Here is a 21,903-nt window from a genome sequence, read left to right as displayed (position 1 = left end):
GGTATGGTCATTAATTACGGTTTCGGCTGACACGTAGAACGTCAGGCATAATACGGATTTTCCGCATTACATTTGCCAATTGAATCCGGTTTTTAGTCGTAAGGCGGATAAAGGCACAATATACACGGCCATCTTTCTCTTCTGTATTCATACTTTGAATACTTGAATTAGCGTCATTAATAGCGGCAGTTAAATTCGCTAAAGCGCCTTGATGGTTAATCATATCGACTTTAATTTCAGCGATAAAGTCGGCATCGGTGTCGTTATCCCATTCAACAGCCATAAATTTGTCGGGTTCTTTTTGATAACCACGGATGTTGCGGCAAGACTCATGATGGATAACCAGACCTTTTCCAGGACTAATATGCGCAACAATTGGGTCACCAGGAATCGGACGGCAACATTTTGCGAAAGTAATAAGAACGCCATCAGCTCCTTTAATGGATAGCTTATTGCGGCTTTCGACAACGGCCTGTTCTTCCGGTGTATTTTGTGGGTTATTTTGTAAATTACGTGCGACAACCACACTCATGGCATTACCCAACCCAATTTCAGCAAGCAAATCATCGATAGAATGCAGCTTCATACGGGCTAATTCTGCATCAATATTAGCTTGTGGGATATCAGTGAGTTTATTTCCTGCCCCTAACGCATGGTTGAGTAAACGACGACCTAAATTAATAGAATCTTCACGTTTTAAGTTTTTCAATAACTGACGAATTTTGGCTCGCGCTTTTGAGCTGACAACAAAATTGAGCCAAGCCGCATTTGGACGTGCACCTGGTGCGGTAATAATTTCGACAGTTTGACCACTCGTAAGGGATTGCGAAAGTGGGTAAGGTTGGCGATCAACGCGTGCGCCGACGCAAGCATGACCAATATCTGTGTGTACCGCGTAGGCAAAGTCAACAGGTGTGGCACCAGTAGGTAACTCCACAATGCGGCCTTCAGGGGTGAAAACGTAGATTTCATCTGGAAATAGATCCGATTTAACGCTTTCAATAAATTCAAATGAGCTACCTGCACTTTGTTGTAATTCAAGTAAGCTTTGCATCCAACGTTGAGCCCTAACTTGTGCAGTAGTACCTTGTTCACCTTGCTCTTTATAGGCCCAATGTGCAGCAACCCCCATCTCAGCCATTTGGTCCATGTCTTCTGTACGAATTTGCACTTCGACAGGAACACCATGCGGCCCTATCAGGGAGGTATGTAATGATTGATAGCCGTTGGCTTTAGGGATGGCAATATAGTCTTTGATACGCCCCGGGCGCGGTTTATACAAACTATGCATCTGACCTAAAACGCGGTAGCAAGTATCTACATCTTTCACAATTACCCTAAAAGCATAGATATCCATAATAGAATGGAAACGTTGCTCTTTTTGGTGCATTTTGCGATAGATGGAATAAAGATGTTTTTCTCTGCCACTCACGCGACAAGGAACACCAGCCTCAGTTAGCCTACCGTCAATTTCTGAGAGAATTTTTTGGATCATCTCTTTTCGGTTACCGCGAGCAGCCTTGACGACTTCCTTAATAACACGATAACGGTTGGGATATAACGCTTCAAAACCAAGCTCTTCAAGCTCTGTTTTAATGTGGTGTATACCTAGCCTGTGGGCTAACGGGCTATATATTTCAAGGGTTTCACGTGCGATGCGTCGACGCTTATCGGGCCTAAGTGACCCTAAGGTGCGCATGTTGTGAGTGCGGTCTGCCAGTTTTATCAAAATGACACGGATATCTTTTACCATTGCCATGATCATTTTGCGGAAATTTTCTGCTTGAGCTTCTTTTTTGTCGCGAAAGTTGAGCTTGTCTAGTTTGGATACGCCTTCAACGAGACCGGCGACGGTGGTACCAAACAATTCTTCTATGTCTTGAAATGTCGCTGGAGTATCTTCAATCACATCATGAAGTAGCGCTGCCATTAGTGTTTCATGGTCCAAGCGCATCTCAGCAAGAATACAAGCAACAGCAACTGGGTGAGTAATATAGGGCTCACCACTCGAACGGGTCTGTCCTTCATGGGCATCCCGTGCAACAACATAGGCTTTTCTTAGTAATTCAACTTGTTCTTTAGGAAGATACTTTTGAATGACTAAATTAAGGCTTTCAAACAGATACAAGGCAGACCCACCTTAGTGATTAGCGACGACCTTCAGCGATTGCAGAAACTGCTTGCATTTCAGCCGCTTCTTGCTCTTGCTGTTCTTGGCGTTCACGCACATCTAAAATGTGACCGTTGATTAAACCTTCTTCTACTTCACGTAATGCGATAACAGTATATTTATCATTTTCTTCAGGAACTAAAGGGTCTTTTCCACCCGTTTGTAACTGACGAGCTCTACGTGCCGCAACCAATACGAGGTCAAAACGGTTACCAATTTTCTCTACTGCGTCTTGAACAGTTACGCGTGCCATAAGTGTGCTACTCCAAAGAAATAAAAAAATGACCTGATATGATACTGAAACTATGCTCAGTCTGCTAGTAATTTGCTGATTAAAGCATCATGTCGCTGAACTTGACGCTCTAACTTTAAACGCTCAGTACGGATGATAGATTGTAAATCGCTCAGCGCGGTATTGAAATCATCATTAACAATAAGGTAATCATACTCGTTGAAATGTTCAATTTCACCTACTGCTTGTGACATCCGTTTTTCAATAACGTCATCGCTGTCTTGTCCGCGCCCTCTTAGGCGACGATAAAGTTCATCTTTTGATGGTGGGAGAATAAAAATGCTGCGTGCTTCAGGCATTGTAGCCCTAATTTGCTGCGCTCCCTGCCAATCGATATCAAGAAACACATCCACACCGCTGTTTAATACATCTTTAATGATGGGTTTGGACGTCCCATAATAATTCCCAAAAACGCATGCATGTTCTAGGAATTCACCTTTGTCGACCATTTGTAAAAAATCAGTTTCAGATACAAAAAAATAGTGCTCGCCGTGAACTTCCCCTGGACGCGCAGCTCGAGTTGTATGAGAAACGGAAACTTGAGTGTCATACAGTGGTTGTGTTTTTAATAAAGCCTGAATCAGACTTGATTTCCCTGCACCACTAGGGGCAGAAACAATATATAACGTGCCTTGTATCATGATGATTTCTTGAATAGTCGAGGATTAAACATAAAAGATGGAGATAAACCCGACATAGTATACACGGACTTGCATCAACATGCAGCGATATCAATAAATCATGAATTTTAATTAAATGAATTTGATGAGTAACTAAATTGTGAACAGGCTCGAGAAATTAACTTATTACTGATGAAAGCAACATTCGTTTTGCGAAGCTTTTTACAAATAATTCTTTTTACAGAGGCAGAGTGAGGGAAGTTGTTCCATGCTTAGTGAATGAGGGCAAAATACTTTAAAGGAATGGCATCCCAATGGATTAGTAATAACTGGGAATAGTTATAACAAGGAATAGTTATGATTTATATTTTGTATGGTTATTGGTTAGCATCAGCTTATAGGTTAGGTGGGTTAATTATTGGGGTAATGGCGTGTATTAATATTGCCCAAGCATCGCAGCAAGGTGCTATTAATGAACAGTGTGAAGGACAAAATAGTAAAATAATAAGGCAGGAGAGTTATCGTCTAGGTAAACAATTACAGCAGTGGAACCAAACTTACCGTTTGGCTGGTAGCAGTTCGATTAGTGACGAAGCTTATGATCAGCTCTTTAATTTGTGGCGTTCTTTACAGCGATGTCAGCAACTCCCTGAAGTATTACCAGATGTACAACTACCTGAAAAGTCCAAATTGACTATGCATCCTATTCCTCATACAGGGTTGAAGAAGCTCAATGAGTCAGAGGTTTATAGTTGGGTAGCAACACGTAAAAATATTTGGTTGCAACCTAAAGTTGATGGTGTAGCGGTAACATTGGTTTATAAAAATGGCAAGCTTATCTCTATGATTAGTAGAGGAAATAGTATTGAAGGAATAGAGTGGCGAGCAAAAGCAGACTTTATTCCTGCTATACCTAAACAAATTAAATATTCAGGTATGTTAGTCCTTCAAGGTGAACTATTTTGGCGTATGAATGGGCATATTCAAGCTAAAAGTGGGGGAGTAAACGCTCGTAATAAGATAGCGGGGTGGTTAATGCGCAAAAATACCCCAACCGCTCCCGAAGAAAATATTGGTATTTTTATTTGGGCATGGCCAGCGGGAGATGCTAATCCAAAAACACAGTTAACATTACTTTCTGAAATAGGTTTTCCGCTAGCTGAGCAATATAGCCATAAAATTGAGAATGAAACCCAAGCTAAACAACTGAGGGAATACTATTATCAAGGCCAATTGCCATTTGCTACTGATGGCGTAGTGCTTAAAAATTTTCCAGCGCCAGCGGCATCAGCTTGGCAATCAAAACAAAATAGTTGGGCAATTGCCTGGAAGTATCCATTACGTAGTGTGTTATCAGAGGTTACTAAACTCAAATTCAATATAGGCAGAACAGGAAAAGTTAGTGTCGTTACCGAGATAATCCCCATCAATATTGATTCGAAAACTATTTCAAAGGTAAATGCTGGCTCATTATCATCATGGGAAAAACGAGATTTACTGGTTGGAGATATAATACTTGTCTCTCTTTCAGGGCTAGGAAGCCCAAAGATTGAAGAAGTTGTTTGGCGGCGAGAGAAGCGCGAATATCCAAATGTATCAACATTAAAGCAATTTCATGCACTCAGTTGCCTGACTTATACGATAGATTGCTCACAGCAATTTGTCGCAAGGTTAACATGGCTAGGTAAACAACTCAGTATTCGAGGCATAAATCAAGCAACTTGGCGCCAGTGGGCAGAGAGCCATAATCTTACTCAACTAACAACTTGGTTGTCAGAACAATGGCAAAGTGATTTACCTAAAGGCAAAAAGCACCAAATGTTAGTAAAACAACTGAAAATGGCAAAGGCTCAACCTATTTCGCTGTGGTTAAAAGGCCTAGCGATTCCACTACCTAAATTACAAATAGAAAGAGTCAGTGATATAGGTATGCTGTATGATTCTTCATGGGTTAACAGTATAAATTTGACTGAGTTGCAAAAGAAAAAATTAGCTAATTGGTTAGCGGAACCGGAAATTCAATCTATTTTACGTATCTTGTCAGATGCGCAAGCTACTCAGCCATCAATAGCAAACGATTAATGGCTGAAGCAGTGAGGCTAATCTTGATTTTCGTAATTAAAGATAGGCAAACCAAGACGATAACGAATGGCGATTAGCCTTGCACTTAAGCCAACAACGAGTGTGATAATTACCACAATATCTTTAGGTAGAGGAGTTTGTAATAGTCCGATATAGATCCAAGCGGCGGCGAAAGAGACACCAGCATAGACCTCTTTTTGGAAAACTAAAGGGATTGTGTTGCACAGCATGTCTCTTAACACGCCACCAAAAACACCCGTAATTACTGCTGCGATGGCAGCGATGATCGGGCTATAGTTCATATCGAGGGCAATTTGGGCGCCGAGTATAGAAAATACAATGAGCCCGATAGCATCTAATATGAGGAATAACCGGCGTAAATGTTTCATCATAGGCGCTATCCAAATTGTCACAATAGCGGCGCCTGCAACAGTCAGGATATACTCAGGGTGTTCCACCCAGCCTAAAGGGTAATGGCCAAGTAAAATATCACGGACGGAACCACCACCAATTGCCGTTGCAGACGCAATAATGATGACGCCAAAGACATCCATTTTTCGCCTGCCTGCTGCAAGTGCTCCAGTCATGGCTTCTGCGGTGATACCAATAATATAAAGTACACTTAATAACATGGTAGTTTTGTTCAAGACTAAGGTTATTGCTAAAGGGTAATATTACTTGTGAAACTTCTCGACTGAGATTTTCTAGTATTGACGAAACTAGATTAGTTAAAATAATCCGATAGCGATATTAAATGATGTCAAAGGATAACAGATTGAATAATAAATTGCCCTATAAAGAAACACGTTTAACATACGATGAGCGAAGCCATCAACTAACGAACATTAATATTTGGACTCCAGATAGCCAGTGGTTAGCTTATGATATACGACCAAGCGGTAGCTCTTTTACCGGTTTATCTATAGAAAAAATTCATGTAAAAACATTACAGACCGTTGAAATTTATCACGCAAGCCATGGAGCTCACGTTGGAGTGGTAACGGTAAGTCCTCAACTACCAATTCAATATGCTTTTATCCATGGTCCTGAGCACCCAGATGAACAGTGGCAATATGACTTTCACCATCGAAGAGGGGTGTATGTTAAAGAAGAGCAATTAAATATAGCTCACCCAATTGATGCAATGTGTATTACCCCTCCTTATTTAGTGGGTGCATTACGTGGAGGCACTCATGTCCATGTTTATAGTCCAGACGGAAAGTGGCTGAGTTTTACCTATAACGACCACGTAATGCATGAATTAGATGTGCAATTAGACCAACGAAATGTCGCAATTGCAGTACCTATTGGGCCCGTTAATGTGAGCCCTAAAAAACATTTTCGAGAATATAATGGCGATTACTTTTGTTGTGTTGTGACGCGAACAACGCAACAACCTAAACCAAGCAGCGATGAAATTAGCCGTGCATATGAAGAGGGTTGGGTAGGTCAAAAAGGCTATCAAAAAGAGAATGGAAAGTGGCAGGAAAGAGCGCTGGTGTTTATTGGCGATACTCATTCTACAGATGGAGAAATTATTCCTGAGATCTACATTGTCGATCTGCCTTCACAGCCGGAGGATTTCATGGTTGCGGGGGAATTTCCTATCCAAGGAACAGAGTCGAGTATGCCTTCCCCACCAAAAGGTATAAAGCAAAGGCGCTTAACCTATACGCACAATAGAAAATTTCCGGGTTTATCAAAAACCCCTAGGCATTGGCTTAGAACTTCGCCAGATGGTAAATCGATCGCTTGTTTGATGAATGATGATGGCGGTAATGCTCAGTTATGGTTAGTTGATACGCTAACTGGAATACAAAGGCAAATAACGCATGGTTCTTCACCGGTTCAGTCTGCTTTTAGCTGGGATAGTAAAGGTCAGCACATCTGCTTTATTCGTGACAATAGTGTCATGTATTGCCATGTCGTGACCGGAGCCATACAAAAATTAACACAACGGACTGAACTTGCTCCTGTTGCTGATGCAGTTGTATTTTCACCTAATGATGAGTTGATCGCATTTATGCGTGATATTGATGGATTTAGGCAAATTTATACAGTAGAAACTGGTTTAAATCAGCAAATGAAATAGTTAGATTACTACAATTACGAATAAACAAGTCCTGATTAACTTTTTTATTTGTAATTGTTTTTATTTTACTCTAATTGGTGTTTAGAACACTTAATTGCTAATTATTCATATGTTGAGTACAAAGACACTTATAAATAAAACATTTAGCTAAAAATAGTTCTTATCAAAATAAGATAATAATTAAAGAAGTATTATATAAATGATTACTTAGATCTTAGATTGGAAATAATGTATTGGTAAATACATTTATTACACAGTAAAATTTTAATTACAAACGTTTGATTTAACCTAAATTAATTTTTGGCTTTATCTTTCTTTTCAAGTTCTTCTATACGTTTCTTTGGTGAATCAGCTTTATCATCATTATCCGATTTCGCGTAATCTAAAGGAATTAAAAGAGTATCCATAACAACAGAAAAGGGTAAATCAATAGCAAGCAAAGGCTTAACAACCCAGCCGGTTTCATCATCTTTAATCATTTTAATACTATTTTTCGAACCAGGGTAATAACCTTCTGATGGGCCTGCATGAGTCATAATACTTGAGCAACCACTCAAAATAAGCGGTGCGATAAGGAAACATAATCGTATTGAAATTAAACTCGGCATAGACGTTGTTAACCTGTATTTAGCTTGTTATTCCTAATATTGACTTATAATAACGAAAAACAAAAAATTCACAATAATGGCGTCATATTATTATTTTATTTAATCGTATGTATTTTTTTAGTTAATAGTTTACTTGTAGCTATTAACTAAAAATATTTGTCTTCTGTTTCTATTCGATGAATGATAAATAACGTTAAGAAATAAAGACATACTATTTTATATTTGTTATCAGTTTGAAAATTCTAAAAAAATAGATCATTTATTCATTCTGAACTGTGCTCTATGGCACATATTACCCTTATGCTATTTGGCATAATCGATTCAGTAGTATGTTTTATCACCTATTTGGGTGTGTTTAATGGGTAACTTGTCGTCAAAAGGATGCGGTCTATGAGTGAATTAGCTCTTACTGTAAGTTTGTTGGCGTTAGCTGCTGCTTTAGGGCTATGGATTGGTAATTGGAAGATCCGTAGTGTTGGGCTGGGGATTGGTGGTGTCCTATTTGGGGGGATCATCGTTGGGCATTTTGCCCAAAGTTACGGCTTACAACTGAATAAAGACATGCTGCATTTTATTCAAGAGTTTGGCTTGATACTATTTGTATACACGATTGGTATTCAGGTTGGGCCTGGTTTTTTCTCTTCTCTTCGTGTTTCTGGTCTCAAACTAAATGGCTTTGCGTTGATGGTTGTTGTCTTAGGTGCGGTGGTAACAGCAATCATATATAAAGTCGCGAATATTCCATTACCAATTATCCTAGGTATTTTTTCAGGGGCGGTAACGAATACGCCATCTTTAGGTGCCGGTCAGCAAATTTTAACTGACCTAGGTTCTGACCCTAATCTAATAGGCCAAATGGGAATGGGCTACGCCATGGCTTACCCTATGGGGATTTGTGGCATCTTACTGGTGATGTGGTTAGTACGCATCATCTTTAGAATTTCAGTAGAGAAAGAAGCTTCTGCATTTAATAGTTCCTCTTTTCAACAGCGCGACTCCCTGCAGACGATGAATATTGCCATTCGTAACGCCAATCTTGATGGTTTAATGATGCAAGATATCCCACTGCTTGGTAGCGAAGCAATTGTTTGTTCAAGATTAAAACGCGGAGATATGCTCGTTGTTCCTCAACCCACAACAGAAATTCATTTAGGTGACTTATTGCACGTTGTTGGCTTAAAAGATGATTTAAATAAAGTTCGCTTAATATTAGGCGAAGAAGTTGATGCATCTCTGTCTACATCAAGCTCTATTTTACATTCCGTTCGTGTGGTCGTGACGAATGATGCCGTACTAAGTAAAAGGCTTAAGGACTTAAATTTAAAACAAAAATATGACGTTGTTGTGACACGATTAAACCGTACGGGTATTGATCTAGTCGCTAATAACAATTCAGTTTTACAATTTGGTGATATTTTAAATATTGTTGGTCGCCCCGAATCAATTGAAGCAGTCACCGCTTTACTAGGTAATGCAAAACAAAAATTACAGCAAGTTCAAATGTTACCTGTGTTCCTTGGAATCGGGCTAGGGGTTGTGCTGGGCTCAATACCAGTTTTTGTTCCTGGTTTCCCAGCAGCGTTAAAACTTGGACTAGCAGGAGGCCCGCTAGTTGTTGCATTAATTCTAGGTCGTATAGGGACTATTGGGCGCTTATATTGGTTTATGCCGCCGAGCGCTAACCTTGCGTTAAGGGAGCTAGGAATTGTTATGTTCCTCGCAGTGGTAGGGCTCAATTCGGGTGGTGGCTTCATTGATACTTTAATTAAAGGCGATGGGTTGATGTGGATTGGCTATGGGTTATTGATTACGTTTGTACCGTTGTTTATTACAGGTGTGGTAGCTCGAATTTTTGGCAAAATGAACTATTTGAGCCTTTGTGGAGTGCTTGCGGGTTCCATGACAGACCCTCCTGCATTAGCATTCGCAAATAATATACATGCGACCAGCGGTGCTCCTGCATTATCTTATGCAACAGTTTATCCATTAGCGATGTTTTTAAGAATTATTTCACCTCAATTGCTGGCTATTTTATTTTGGGCTGTTTAGTTAAAGATGACAGCTCATTTGATGAATAACTAAAATTTTGTCATAGCATTAAAAAATATAAATATTTCAATGTGATAGGTGATTTTTGATAATTGAGGTATAAGCGAGCAATGAAAGGTATCACGATATATAGGGGCAAAAAGTGCTTTTGTTCAAGCTATGACCAAATAGAAAAGATGTTCTAATAGTTTTGAATGATATTCGTATTGAAAAGTTAATTTGATTTCAATTACGGAGTTCTCGCTAATTTTTAGCCCTTTCTACATGAAAGGGCTTTTTTTTACCTAAATGTTGCAATAGCAGGGCTAAAAAGCCCTTTGTTGTTTCACAACCTAACAGGTTACTTCTTGATAAGCTTTTTCAAGCTCCTCAGCTAATATTTTGATCCCTTGTTCGATTTTTTCTGGTTCTGGGACATAGTTCATACGCATACATTGATGCGCATGTGGCCAATCCTGTTCAATACCAGGGAAGAAGTAATGGCCGGGAACCATCAATACACCACGTTTTTTTAAGCGTTGGTATAATTCTAAGCAATTAATTGGTAGGTCTTTAAACCATAACCAGAGGAAAATGGCACCTTCTGGCTTATGAATTAAACACTTATCTTCTGGGATATAGCAGCGAATAATTTCGATGGCTTCTTCTACACGCTGCTTATAAAAAGGACCAATTACATTTTTAGATAACGAGATAAGGTCATCTTTTTTAAGCATTTCTAAGGCAAGCGCAGGGCCTATGCCACCAGGAGCAAGGCTGATGATGCCATTCATATTACTAACAGCTTCAATGATTTCTTCATTAGCGATGATAATGCCGCATCGAGTTCCAGGTAAACCAAGTTTAGATAAACTCATACAAAGAATGACATTTTCGTTCCAAAATGGCGTAGCTTCACTGAAGATAATGCCAGGGAAAGGAACACCATAAGCATTATCTATTAGTAGTGGGATATTATGTTGTTTAGCGAGTTGGTCTAAATGCTCAACTTCTTCATCAGTAATGACATTACCAGTCGGATTTGTTGGGCGAGACACACAAATCACACCAATATCATCAGTAACCTCTAATGTGTTGAAGTCGACTCGGTATTTAAATTGACCATTAGGTAAAAATTCAATTTGTGGCTTATTAGCAACGAATAAGCCATCATCAAGACCTGAGTCTGCATAACCGACATATTCAGGGGCAAGAGGAAATAGCACTTTACGGGTGATACCATCTTCAAAGCGACCGGCTAGCAAGTTAAATAGATAGAAAAAAGCACTCTGGCTGCCGTTAGATAGGGCAATATTTTTCGCGCTAATATTCCAACCTAGTTTTGCTTTTAGCGTTGCTGCAAGCGCTTTCAACATGGCATCTTTACCTTGAGGACCATCATAATTGCATAAAGTGTCCGTCAATTGGCCATTAGTACACATTTCAGCTAATAGATCTTGGAAATACTTATCCATTTCAGGGATATGAGCAGGATTTCCTCCCCCTAACATAATGGAGCCAGGGGTTCTTATGCCTTCATTCAAATCTTTCATTAATAATGAAATACCTGAATTTTGAGCAAATTTATTACCAAATTTAGAAAATATCATCGCATTTATTCACATATGTCTATTAGATTGTTAATGGAATTTAAAACATACTCCGCTGCATCTCAGAGTTCAACCACTCATTCTTATCTTTTTTTAAGGTAAAATATCAAATTAAATCTATTTAATAGAATAAAGTATCGCAATGTTAATGCTTTGGTGGTTTATTTTTCTTTTTACTCGATGAGTTACACCGATAAAAACTAATTTATTTAAATTGGCAACAATTCACTAAATGGTCATTTATCATGCCAGTTGCCTGCATAAATGCATAACAAGTGATCGAACCGACAAATTTAAACCCACGTTTTTTGAGCGCCTTAGAAAGAAGCTTAGAAATTTCAGTTTCCGCGGGGACTTGCGATGGTTTTTCCCAACCATTGACAATGGGTTGACCATTTACAAATTGCCAAATAAAAGTGGAAAAATCCTCACCATTCTCTTTCATGGCTAAATAGGCTTTTGCATTCGCAATAATCGCATTAATTTTTAACCGGTTACGGATGATGCGAGTATCTTGCATAAGCCGCTCAATATCGTTTTCATCCATTAATGCGATTTTTTCAGGGGCGAAATTATGAAATAAATCGCGATATCCTTGGCGTTTTTTTAAAATAGTGTACCAAGAGAGCCCGGCTTGTTGGCCTTCAAGGCAGATCATTTCAAATAATGTTAAGTTGTCATAAGTGGGTTTTCCCCATTCATGATCGTGATAAGCGACATATTCAGGGTCTTGATTGACCCAATGGCAGCGTGTCAGAGGAGTATCCATTTTTCATCCTTTTTACAGTCTCGATAACCTTGTTTCAAAAAACAAACCATTTATACTGTATAAATAACCAGTTTAAAAGGGATGAAAGTATTTTTTTTTATTTTTAGAATAAATACAGACATATTCAATGCTGTATATCTTGCGGTCAAAGGGTATACTGGCGTACTTTCATTAAATTTTACGTATCGCGTGCGGATCTAACATGCAAAAGTTTGATACCAAAACCTTCCAAGGTCTTATCCTGACATTACAGGACTACTGGGCGCGTCAAGGCTGTACCATTGTTCAACCATTGGACATGGAAGTCGGCGCAGGAACCTCTCACCCAATGACGTGTTTGCGTGCATTAGGCCCTGAGCCTATTGCTGCGGCTTATGTTCAACCATCTCGTCGGCCAACTGATGGTCGCTATGGTGAGAACCCAAACCGTCTACAGCATTATTATCAGTTTCAGGTGATCATCAAACCATCACCAGACAACATCCAAGAATTATACCTGGGTTCTTTAAAAGAATTAGGTGTTGACCCAACCGTTCACGACATTCGTTTTGTTGAAGATAACTGGGAAAACCCAACATTGGGCGCTTGGGGATTAGGCTGGGAAGTGTGGCTTAACGGGATGGAAGTGACTCAGTTTACTTACTTCCAGCAGGTTGGTGGTCTTGAATGTAAACCTGTAACAGGTGAAATTACATACGGCCTAGAACGCTTAGCGATGTATATTCAAGGCGTGGACAGCGTGTATGACCTTGTCTGGTGTGATGGCCCACTGGGTAAAACCACTTATGGTGATATTTATCATCAAAACGAAGTAGAGCAGTCAACCTATAACTTCGAATACGCAAATGTTGATTTTCTTTTCAAATGTTTTGAAGAGTATGAAAAAGAAGCTCAACACTTGCTGGCTTTGGAAACACCACTTCCACTACCTGCATACGAACGTATCTTGAAAGCGGCTCACACTTTCAACCTACTAGATGCACGTAAAGCCATTTCTGTTACTGAACGCCAACGCTATATTTTACGTATTCGTACCCTAACTAAAGGGGTTGCAGAAGCGTATTATGCTTCTCGTGAAGCGCTTGGATTCCCTATGTGTCATAAGAACTAAGAGGCTGTCATGACTCAACAGACTTTCCTTGTGGAAATCGGCACCGAAGAGTTACCGCCGAAGGCTCTTCGTTCATTAGCTGAATCATTTGCTGCAAATTTTACGGCTGAACTTGATGGCGCTGATATTACCCATGGTGCAGTAACGTGGTTTGCTGCCCCTCGTCGTTTAGCACTTAAAGTAGCTGATTTAGCAGCTTCACAGCCAGACCGTGAAGTTGAAAAACGCGGTCCTGCTATCTCTCAAGCATTTGGTCCGGATGGTAAACCAACTAAAGCGGCTGAAGGCTGGGCTCGTGGTTGTGGTATTACCGTTGACCAAGCTGAGCGTTTGACCACAGATAAAGGCGAATGGTTACTATACCGCGCCCAAATGAAAGGGCAGGCTGTCAGCGAATTATTGGTTGATATGACTAGCCGTGCGCTAGCAAAACTACCAATCCCTAAATTAATGCGTTGGGCAGATAAAGACACTCAATTCGTTCGCCCTGTTCATACGGTCACATTACTGTTAGGTAGTGATGTTATCGAGGGTGAAATTTTAGGTATTAAGAGCGGGCGCACAATTCGTGGCCACCGCTTTATGGGTGAAGCTGAATTTACTATTGATAACGCTGAACAATATCCAGCCATTTTACGTGAACGCGGTAAAGTCATGGCGGATTACGCAGAACGTAAAGCGGTTATTAAAGCGGATGCGGAAAAAGCGGCTCAGGCTCTTGGTGGCCAAGCTGACTTAACGGATAGCTTACTTGAAGAAGTGACTTCATTGGTTGAATGGCCAGTCGTTTTAACGGCTAAATTTGAAGAGAAATTCTTAGATGTCCCTTCAGAAGCGCTCGTTTATACTATGAAAGGGGACCAAAAATATTTCCCAGTTTATGATAAGGCTGGCAAGTTAATGCCTAACTTTATCTTTGTGGCAAATATTGAGTCTTCTGATCCTCAGCAAATCATTTCAGGTAACGAAAAAGTTGTACGTCCGCGTTTAGCTGATGCCGAATTTTTCTTTAAAACTGACCGTAAACAACGTTTGGAAGATAACTTACCACGTTTAGAAACTGTATTGTTCCAAAAACAATTAGGTACGCTGCGTGATAAAACGGATCGTTTAGAAGCGCTAGCGGGCTGGATTGCGAGCAAAATTGGTGCAGATGTCAACCATGCAACAAGAGCTGGCTTATTAGCCAAATGTGACTTAATGACTAACATGGTGTTTGAGTTTACAGACACTCAAGGTGTTATGGGAATGCACTATGCACGCCATGACGGTGAGTCAGAAGACGTTGCATTAGCTTTAAAAGAGCAGTATCAGCCACGTTTTTCAGGAGATGCACTTCCATCAACAGACGTGTCAGCTGCATTAGCATTATCTGAAAAAATGGATACACTTGCTGGTATTTTTGGTATCGGCCAACATCCTAAAGGTGATAAAGATCCATTCGCTCTGCGTCGTGCTGCATTAGGTGTCCTACGCATCATCGTTGAAAAAGGCTACCAGCTTGATCTCGTTGAAATGACAGAAGAAGCGGCTCGTTTATATGGCGATAAATTAACCAATGAAAATGTAGTTAATGACGTTGTTGAGTTTATGCTTGGTCGTTTCCGTTCTTGGTATCAAGAATTAGGCTATAGCATTGATACTATTCAAGCGGTATTAGCTCGTCGTCCAACACAACCTGCTGACTTTGATGCACGAGTGAAAGCAGTTACTCACTTCCGTTCATTAGAAGAAGCACAGGCACTTGCAGCGGCAAATAAACGTGTTTCCAATATTCTGAGTAAATCAGAAGAAAAACTGGCTGACAACGTTTTAGCATCTGTTTTAAAAACACCTGAAGAAGTCAAATTAGCGACTCATGTTGTGGTACTACAAGATAAGCTTGCGCCAATGTTTGCAGAAAGGAATTATCAAGAGGCTTTAGTTGAATTAGCTTCTTTACGCGATATCGTGGATGAATTCTTTGCAAATGTTATGGTAATGGATGAAGACCAAGCGGTGCGTATTAACCGTTTGACGCTATTAAGCCAGTTACGTGAGTTGTTTTTGAAAGTAGCGGATATTTCTTTGCTGCAATAGGCTTGAAATTAGGTTTTTAGCTTATTGTTGACGCTATTTTTACAAATGCTAACCTGTTTGATAAATAAGCACTAAAATACTCTAGTGCTTATTTTTTACTTTAAATAAGGTGATTAGCTTATAAACCTTACCATTTTGGTGGTTTTATCAGCAAACGAACAGAATTGGCGAAAAATGGGTTGACGATCTCCGTTCTTGGCAGTATTATTCACACCGTTTTCGGCGAGTAGCGCAGCTTGGTAGCGCAACTGGTTTGGGACCAGTGGGTCGGAGGTTCGAATCCTCTCTCGCCGACCAAATTCTAAGACCCACCTCATTGAGGTGGGTTTTTTCGTTTTTATCTCTCTTCTTCTATCTATAATTTCAGACTAACTTGCCTTGCTCTTCATCGCCTATTTCTGTTGATATATAGCCAGTTCCTAGTTGGGCTGATGGGTTATTTATGTTCCCAGATAGCCCATTATTTATGAATATCGTTATTCATTCTTATGTTGTTTCCAGTAAAAACGCTTTTTCATTACAAGGACTCGTTAATGAAAGCCAACTACCTTTTATCAATATACCTTTATTTCTTTTTTTGGGGTTTCATGGCTAATAAAGCTTATAGCCATGCTATAACGCCTGTTACTGCCATTACTCAAACATTGCCTACATGTATCATAATTAACCAAGTTTATTTAATCGATGCTCAGCAGCTAACTGAAATTTCATCAAGGCATATTGATGGATGGCGAAAAAAGCTAGAAGGTAAGTGCATTAGCGAGCAAGGTTTGCTCGACTATGCTGACTATATTAGGGCTGAACTTATTAAAGCCGGCTACCTGACCTCTTATTTATATTACCCAGAGCAAACTTTTTTGCTTGGTATCCTACAAGCAAAAATAATAGTAGGAACCGTTTCTTCGGTGGTTTATCAAAACGAGCTGGCGGAAGACAACTTACTGCCACATATATTTCCTTTTAAGCAAGGGGAGGCGCTTAACCTTTGGCATCTTGAGCAAGGCCTATACAATTTACAGAATACGTCTTTGCTTCCCTTTCAAATTAAATTAATTCCAGATAAAACCAATGAAAACGGCACACAAATATTGGTGATTGGCCAACACCGACGTGAATTTCAAGGTATTCTCTCTTTTGAGTCACACTCAATTGCCGGGCAAGTAAGTAATTCAGTTAGCCATACTTTTATGGTTGCTAATCCTTTGCTACGCAGTGACTTTTTATATTCAGAAGTCAGTCGTCAGCTTAGCGGTTCGGAAGACACTGAAATAACATCCGCAGCATTGTTCTACTCCCTGCCATATCATTATTGGCTTTTTTCTGTGTCTGGTGGATATCAGGAAAATAAATCCGTTCTTACTAGCTATGATGTGGCTTTACCACTACAACAGTACCACTGGTTTCTCTTACTAAATGCAGAATACTTATTAAAGCGAACTGAACATTCGGTTACTTCAATAAGTCTAGGATCTCAAATCCAAAAAAGTGACACTTTTTTATCTGATTTATACTTACAAACACAACAGCGTTTTGCTAATTACATTATTGGTGAATTTTCTCATCAAGCTAGTTTTTCACAAGGTAATACCTCACTAAAATTAAAGTATAAACAAGGAACTGACTGGTTTGGTGCCAATGCACAGCAAATAACGGGATTACGTAAGCCACAAATTTTGAAAATATCACTTTCAGCGTATAGAGAAGTACTTCCTTTTCAATATCAAGGCCAATTTGAGGTACTGCTGAGCCGTGACAAGTTAGATGTAGTACTAGACCAAGAATCATTAGCTGGAGCTGGGGGGATTAGCGGTTTTATTGGTGGATCGCAATATACTGATATGGGGGATAATAGCTTAAGGTTGGAAAATGAACTGTTATGGAATACTCCTTGGCAACAAGTGGCTCTATATACTTCATTGGGGATAGGGGCAACGGCGAATGATAAAGCAACATTTTGGAAGGAAAACGTATTACTAGGTGGAAGGATTGGTGCGAAAGGCCAATTAGGGCGTTTGTCATATCACTTATTTACAGAAACTCCGCTTTGGCAAGGAAACCGACCTTTTGCGCAGAATGTCAGCTCAGGCTTTCATGTCTCATTTTATTATTAATAAAATCAGTAGACTGTGTTGCTTGCTGCGTCATCTAAGTGGTGTTTTTTATACAAATTAGCTAATTGTAGTTTTTATCGCCTGTATTAGAGCATTTTCTGTACACCCATGAAATGAGTGAAAGAATGCGACGAGTACTATTTTATTCTTTAAGTTATCAAATGGTTAAAATTATGTTTAGCATCGGCAGTTGAATGTTTTTTATTTGCATAAAAAACAAACTAAATAATTACATACTAAAATAATTTCCACATCGATTCTCTTTAGTGTTTTATTTCGTATCACACCAATAAAAGCACTATATTCGTTCAGTAATTCAGCACTTAATCACAAATATAAAAATAAATAACCTCGATATAAAACCCTATTCATTACTAATTATATGGTTATAACGCCTGCATCTAGTCCTTTATTATGAAATTTTAAGCTAAATTGCAGTGTTAATTGTTTCTAATATGTTACATGAATTGAATGTGGGTCGTAAATGTGGCTATTGACGAAGCGAGTGACAGTTGATTAATTGCACAATGAATAACAAAAAATACAGATACTACATCTGTCGCTTTTATGACGGATTTAGACATCAAGCAAAACAACATGAACACCATAGGAGCATACAGATGCGCTCTATTAAAAAGACAGGCCTACTGACAGTAGGGCTTACATTGGCAGCATTAGCGGTATCCGCATCAGTACAGGCAAAAACATTAGTTTATTGTTCAGAGGGCTCCCCTGAGGGCTTTAACCCACAGTTGTTCACATCAGGAACGACTTATGATGCAAGTTCTATCCCACTGTATAACCGTTTAGTTGAGTTCAAATTAGGAACAACTGAAATTGAACCTGGTTTGGCTGAAAGCTGGGAAGTGAGCGATGATGGTAAAGAGTACACTTTCCATCTGCGTAAAGGTGTCAAATGGCACTCGAATAAAGAATTTAAACCAAGCCGTGATTTGAACGCAGACGATGTAATCTATACATTTATGCGTCAAAAAGATGCTAACCACCCATATCATAAAGTTTCAGGCGGCAGCTATGAATACTTTATGGGAATGGATATGGATAAAATCATCGATAAAGTAGAGAAAGTTGATGATAATACAGTTAAAATTACCTTAACTCGCCCTGAATCTCCATTCTTAGCCGATATGGCAATGGACTTCGCATCAATTCTTTCTGCTGAATATGCAGACCAGATGCTGAAAGCGGGCACGCCAGAAAAAGTAGATTTAAACCCAATTGGAACGGGTCCATTTGTCCTGCAACAGTATCAAAAAGACTCTCGTATTCTTTATAAAGCCAACGACCAATACTGGGGCACAAAACCTAAACTTGACCGCTTAGTTTTCTCTATCACACCAGATGCTTCCGTTCGTTATGCAAAATTGCAAAAAAATGAATGCCAAGTCATGCCATATCCAAACCCAGCTGACTTAGAGCGCATGAAGCAAGATAAAGATATTACACTAATGGAGCAACCAGGGCTGAACGTTGGTTATCTCTCTTATAATGTTGAGAAAAAACCGCTGGATAATCAAAAAGTTCGCCAAGCACTGTCTATGGCGGTGAACAAAGATGCAATTATCGAAGCGGTTTATCAAGGAGCAGGTCAAAAAGCGAAAAACCTTATCCCACCAACAATGTGGGGCTATAACGATGCGGTGAACGATTACGAATATAATCCTGAAAAAGCAAAAGCATTATTAGCAGAAGCGGGCTTCCCGAATGGCTTTGAAATTGACTTATGGGCGATGCCTGTTCAACGACCATATAACCCAAATGCCCGCCGCATGGCGGAAATGATCCAAGCTGACTGGGCAAAAGTTGGCGTTAAATCAAAGGTTGTCAGCTATGAGTGGGGTGAATACCTCAAACGAGCGAAAGATGGCGAGCCACAAACGGTAATGATGGGTTGGACGGGTGACAATGGGGACCCTGATAACTTCTTTGCAACCTTATTTAGCTGTGCAGCAAAAGAACAAGGTTCTAACTACTCAAAATGGTGTAATCAAAGTTTCGAAAACTTGATCCAACCAGCACGTCAAACAGCAGATCACGACAAGCGAGTCGATCTGTACAAACAAGCGCAAGTTGTGATGAATGAGCAGGCTCCAGCCCTCATTATCGCGCACTCCACAGTGTTTGAACCAGTACGTAAAGAAGTCAAAGGCTATGTGGTTGACCCACTAGGCAAGCACCACTTCGAAAACGTCGATATTGAGAAGTAATCGTATCTAATCTGTCTATGCCCTTCGTTGCTGGTTTAGAGCGGAGGGCGTTTTCTTCTCTAGAAGAAGCAGAGAAGTTGAGTTGTTTGTGAGCACCCGGAAAAGCGATTTTCTGAGTAGCCAAACGGACTAAGAGCCGTCAACGGCATTATTAAAGAGATTCAGGATATGTTGCAATTTATCCTCCGACGATTGGGGCTTGTGATCCCCACGTTTATCGGTATTACATTATTGACTTTTGCTTTTGTCCACATGATCCCGGGTGACCCGGTGATGATCATGGCTGGTGAAAGGGGATTATCCCCTGAAAGGCATGCGTATTTAATGGCTGAACTAGGGCTTGATCAGCCACTTTGGAAACAATATCTCCATTATATCAATGGAATATTTCATGGTGATTTAGGGATTTCCCTAAAAAGTCGTATCGGGGTATGGGAAGAGTTTTTACCTCGTTTTTTAGCGACCGTTGAATTGGCAACTTGCGCCATGATTTTTGCGATTTCTGTTGGGATCCCAGTTGGGGTGTTAGCCGCAGTAAAACGTGGGTCTATTTTTGACCACACTGCAATTGGCCTTTCTTTAACGGGTTACTCAATGCCTATCTTCTGGTGGGGGATCATGCTCATCATGTTAGTGTCGGTACAGTTAGATCTCACCCCGGTTGCAGGGCGAGTCAGTGATACCGTTTTTCTTGATGATTCTCAGCCTCTGACCGGTTTTATGTTAATTGATACCCTAATTTGGGGTGAAGATGGCGATTTTATTGATGCCGTAGAGCACTTAATATTGCCTTCCATTGTTTTGGGAACGATCCCATTAGCCGTCATTGTACGTATGACTCGCTCATCAATGCTAGAAGTGCTGGGAGAGGATTATATTCGTACTGCTCGTGCCAAAGGTCTTGGCCGCGCGCGCGTAATTTTAATTCATGCATTACGTAATGCATTATTGCCTGTGGTCACAGTAATTGGTTTGCAGGTTGGGGTGATGTTAGCAGGGGCTATTTTGACAGAAACTATTTTCTCATGGCCCGGATTAGGACGTTGGTTAATCGAAGGGCTACAGCGTCGAGACTACCCTGTTGTACAGGGGGGTGTTCTGCTGGTTGCGACATTGATTATCTTTGTAAACTTAGTGGTCGACGTGCTGTATGGCATTGTAAACCCTCGTATTCGTCATAAAAAATAAGGAGCGCTAAATGTCTCAATCTACTGAGCCAACCGTTGTCAGCGCCCCGCAGCCGATGACACCATTACAAGAATTTTGGCACTATTTTAAACGTAACAAAGGGGCAGTTGTCGGGATGTTCTATATCATCCTGATGGTACTGATTGCGATTTTTGCGGGGGTATTAGCCCCACATGCTCCAGATGAACAATTCCGTGATTTCTTACTTGCTCCACCCGTTTGGGAAGATGGGGGAAGTTGGCAGTTTATTTTAGGGACTGATGATGTTGGGCGCGATTTACTCTCTCGTTTAATGTATGGCGCCCGCTTGTCACTGCTAGTTGGCTGTTTAGTGGTTGTTCTATCGTTAATAATGGGTGTCACTATTGGTGTGATCGCTGGCTATTTTGGTGGTGTCGTTGACGCATTAATTATGCGAGTTGTCGATATCATGCTGGCATTACCAAGTTTATTATTAGCCTTGGTGCTGGTCGCCATTTTTGGTCCTTCTATTGTTAATGCCTCGATTGCTTTAACGTTTGTTGCATTACCTCACTATATTCGATTAACACGAGCAGCGGTTTTAGTAGAAGTAAACCGTGACTATGTGACGGCCTCCCGTGTAGCGGGTGCCGGGGCAGTACGCCAAATGTTTGTGAACATCTTGCCTAACTGCTTGGCTCCATTGATTGTGCAGGCCTCTTTAGGTTTTTCGAATGCCATTTTAGATATGGCTGCTTTGGGTTTCCTTGGAATGGGCGCACAGCCACCGACTCCTGAGTGGGGAACGATGCTGTCTGATGTGTTGCAATTTGCACAAAGCGCATGGTGGGTTGTGACTTTCCCTGGACTGGCAATTTTATTGACGGTGCTTGCGTTTAACCTGATGGGTGATGGGTTACGTGATGCATTTGATCCAAAACTCAAGCAGTGATG

At 40.3% G+C, this 21,903-nt stretch carries 16 protein-coding genes and 1 tRNA gene; 10 read left to right on the top strand and 7 right to left on the bottom strand.

All coding sequences use genetic code 11. The features are described from left to right. Positions 1-10 precede the first annotated feature (10 nt). The 3 genes from spoT to gmk are packed head-to-tail and all read right to left on the bottom strand — an operon-like array spanning position 11 to position 3,103. Entirely contained in the window at positions 11-2,128 is a 2,118-nt protein-coding gene (gene spoT / locus PSE60_RS16215; RefSeq protein ID WP_210837953.1) for a bifunctional GTP diphosphokinase/guanosine-3',5'-bis pyrophosphate 3'-pyrophosphohydrolase, read from the bottom strand. Between the two features lie 19 nt (positions 2,129-2,147). Further along, positions 2,148-2,423, bottom strand: coding sequence for a DNA-directed RNA polymerase subunit omega (rpoZ, locus tag PSE60_RS16210; protein ID WP_004262665.1), 276 nt, complete (start codon positions 2,421-2,423; stop codon positions 2,148-2,150). A gap of 56 nt (positions 2,424-2,479) precedes the next feature. Continuing rightward, positions 2,480-3,103 (bottom strand): guanylate kinase, encoded by a 624-nt coding sequence (gene gmk / locus PSE60_RS16205; protein ID WP_210837955.1) that lies wholly within the window; start codon positions 3,101-3,103, stop codon positions 2,480-2,482. Positions 3,104-3,439: 336 nt separating this feature from the next. On the opposite strand from gmk, the gene ligB reads away from it, so the two are divergent. Beyond that, on the top strand, positions 3,440-5,164 hold the full coding sequence (gene ligB / locus PSE60_RS16200; protein ID WP_272666039.1) for an NAD-dependent DNA ligase LigB: 1,725 nt from the start codon (positions 3,440-3,442) through the stop codon (positions 5,162-5,164). A gap of 17 nt (positions 5,165-5,181) precedes the next feature. On the opposite strand, the gene PSE60_RS16195 is transcribed toward ligB, so the two are convergent. After that, positions 5,182-5,796: a trimeric intracellular cation channel family protein gene (locus PSE60_RS16195; RefSeq protein WP_004266070.1), complete on the bottom strand. Its 615-nt coding sequence runs from the start codon at positions 5,794-5,796 to the stop codon at positions 5,182-5,184. Between the two features lie 122 nt (positions 5,797-5,918). On the opposite strand from PSE60_RS16195, the gene PSE60_RS16190 reads away from it, so the two are divergent. Continuing rightward, positions 5,919-7,256, top strand: coding sequence for a DUF3748 domain-containing protein (locus PSE60_RS16190; RefSeq protein WP_272666038.1), 1,338 nt, complete (start codon positions 5,919-5,921; stop codon positions 7,254-7,256). Positions 7,257-7,549: 293 nt separating this feature from the next. Here PSE60_RS16190 and PSE60_RS16185 read toward each other — a convergent pair whose 3' ends face one another. Further along, positions 7,550-7,864, bottom strand: a complete 315-nt coding sequence (locus tag PSE60_RS16185) for a YceK/YidQ family lipoprotein (RefSeq protein ID WP_272666037.1) — start codon at positions 7,862-7,864, stop codon at positions 7,550-7,552. A gap of 390 nt (positions 7,865-8,254) precedes the next feature. Here PSE60_RS16185 and PSE60_RS16180 point away from each other — a divergent pair, with 390 nt between their 5' ends. Further along, positions 8,255-9,913, top strand: coding sequence for a putative transporter (locus tag PSE60_RS16180; protein ID WP_272666036.1), 1,659 nt, complete (start codon positions 8,255-8,257; stop codon positions 9,911-9,913). Positions 9,914-10,245: 332 nt separating this feature from the next. Here the strand turns inward: PSE60_RS16180 and PSE60_RS16175 are convergent, their stop codons facing one another. Beyond that, positions 10,246-11,502, bottom strand: a complete 1,257-nt coding sequence (locus tag PSE60_RS16175; RefSeq protein WP_272666035.1) for a valine--pyruvate transaminase — start codon at positions 11,500-11,502, stop codon at positions 10,246-10,248. A 205-nt stretch (positions 11,503-11,707) separates the two neighbouring features. Continuing rightward, entirely contained in the window at positions 11,708-12,271 is a 564-nt protein-coding gene (locus PSE60_RS16170) for a DNA-3-methyladenine glycosylase I (RefSeq protein WP_272666034.1), read from the bottom strand. A 202-nt stretch (positions 12,272-12,473) separates the two neighbouring features. On the opposite strand from PSE60_RS16170, the gene glyQ reads away from it, so the two are divergent. The 7 genes from glyQ to dppC all read left to right on the top strand — a co-directional run bounded on the left by glyQ (position 12,474) and on the right by dppC (position 21,901). Further along, on the top strand, positions 12,474-13,382 hold the full coding sequence (gene glyQ, locus PSE60_RS16165) for a glycine--tRNA ligase subunit alpha (RefSeq protein WP_004262647.1): 909 nt from the start codon (positions 12,474-12,476) through the stop codon (positions 13,380-13,382). 9 nt (positions 13,383-13,391) lie between these two features. After that, a complete protein-coding gene (glyS, locus tag PSE60_RS16160; RefSeq protein ID WP_272666033.1) occupies positions 13,392-15,461 on the top strand; it encodes a glycine--tRNA ligase subunit beta in 2,070 nt (689 codons plus the stop codon). 220 nt (positions 15,462-15,681) lie between these two features. Then, positions 15,682-15,758 (top strand) — tRNA-Pro (locus PSE60_RS16155). Positions 15,759-16,048: 290 nt separating this feature from the next. Next, positions 16,049-17,572, top strand: a complete 1,524-nt coding sequence (locus tag PSE60_RS16150; RefSeq protein ID WP_272666032.1) for a ShlB/FhaC/HecB family hemolysin secretion/activation protein — start codon at positions 16,049-16,051, stop codon at positions 17,570-17,572. Positions 17,573-18,192: 620 nt separating this feature from the next. After that, positions 18,193-19,800 (top strand): dipeptide ABC transporter periplasmic-binding protein DppA, encoded by a 1,608-nt coding sequence (gene dppA, locus PSE60_RS16145; protein WP_210837217.1) that lies wholly within the window; start codon positions 18,193-18,195, stop codon positions 19,798-19,800. A gap of 168 nt (positions 19,801-19,968) precedes the next feature. After that, a complete protein-coding gene (dppB, locus tag PSE60_RS16140) occupies positions 19,969-20,988 on the top strand; it encodes a dipeptide ABC transporter permease DppB (protein ID WP_004262635.1) in 1,020 nt (339 codons plus the stop codon). Positions 20,989-20,998: 10 nt separating this feature from the next. After that, positions 20,999-21,901 carry a dipeptide ABC transporter permease DppC gene (gene dppC, locus PSE60_RS16135; protein WP_109912889.1) on the top strand — a complete coding sequence of 301 codons (903 nt, stop codon included), beginning with the start codon at positions 20,999-21,001 and terminating at the stop codon, positions 21,899-21,901. The last annotated feature ends 2 nt before the right edge of the window (positions 21,902-21,903 follow it).

This window comes from Providencia sp. PROV174, assembly GCF_028480685.1.
GTDB lineage: Bacteria > Pseudomonadota > Gammaproteobacteria > Enterobacterales > Enterobacteriaceae > Providencia > Providencia rettgeri.
Note: the sequence above shows the minus strand (reverse complement) of the source record. Positions and strands in the feature narration are given on the sequence as shown.

Excerpts from the sequence above, each read along its gene's own strand:
- PSE60_RS16185 (WP_272666037.1), bottom strand. The coding sequence starts at position 7,864 with ATGCCGAGTTTAATTTCAATACGATTATGTTTCCTTATCGCACCGCTT.
- dppC (WP_109912889.1), top strand. The coding sequence starts at position 20,999 with ATGTCTCAATCTACTGAGCCAACCGTTGTCAGCGCCCCGCAGCCGATG.
- glyS (WP_272666033.1), top strand. The coding sequence starts at position 13,392 with ATGACTCAACAGACTTTCCTTGTGGAAATCGGCACCGAAGAGTTACCG.
- dppB (WP_004262635.1), top strand. The coding sequence starts at position 19,969 with ATGTTGCAATTTATCCTCCGACGATTGGGGCTTGTGATCCCCACGTTT.
- PSE60_RS16180 (WP_272666036.1), top strand. The coding sequence starts at position 8,255 with ATGAGTGAATTAGCTCTTACTGTAAGTTTGTTGGCGTTAGCTGCTGCT.
- gmk (WP_210837955.1), bottom strand. The coding sequence starts at position 3,103 with ATGATACAAGGCACGTTATATATTGTTTCTGCCCCTAGTGGTGCAGGG.
- PSE60_RS16170 (WP_272666034.1), bottom strand. The coding sequence starts at position 12,271 with ATGGATACTCCTCTGACACGCTGCCATTGGGTCAATCAAGACCCTGAA.
- PSE60_RS16175 (WP_272666035.1), bottom strand. The coding sequence starts at position 11,502 with ATGATATTTTCTAAATTTGGTAATAAATTTGCTCAAAATTCAGGTATT.
- glyQ (WP_004262647.1), top strand. The coding sequence starts at position 12,474 with ATGCAAAAGTTTGATACCAAAACCTTCCAAGGTCTTATCCTGACATTA.
- rpoZ (WP_004262665.1), bottom strand. The coding sequence starts at position 2,423 with ATGGCACGCGTAACTGTTCAAGACGCAGTAGAGAAAATTGGTAACCGT.
- PSE60_RS16150 (WP_272666032.1), top strand. The coding sequence starts at position 16,049 with ATGGCTAATAAAGCTTATAGCCATGCTATAACGCCTGTTACTGCCATT.
- dppA (WP_210837217.1), top strand. The coding sequence starts at position 18,193 with ATGCGCTCTATTAAAAAGACAGGCCTACTGACAGTAGGGCTTACATTG.
- PSE60_RS16190 (WP_272666038.1), top strand. The coding sequence starts at position 5,919 with ATGATGTCAAAGGATAACAGATTGAATAATAAATTGCCCTATAAAGAA.
- ligB (WP_272666039.1), top strand. The coding sequence starts at position 3,440 with ATGATTTATATTTTGTATGGTTATTGGTTAGCATCAGCTTATAGGTTA.
- PSE60_RS16195 (WP_004266070.1), bottom strand. The coding sequence starts at position 5,796 with ATGTTATTAAGTGTACTTTATATTATTGGTATCACCGCAGAAGCCATG.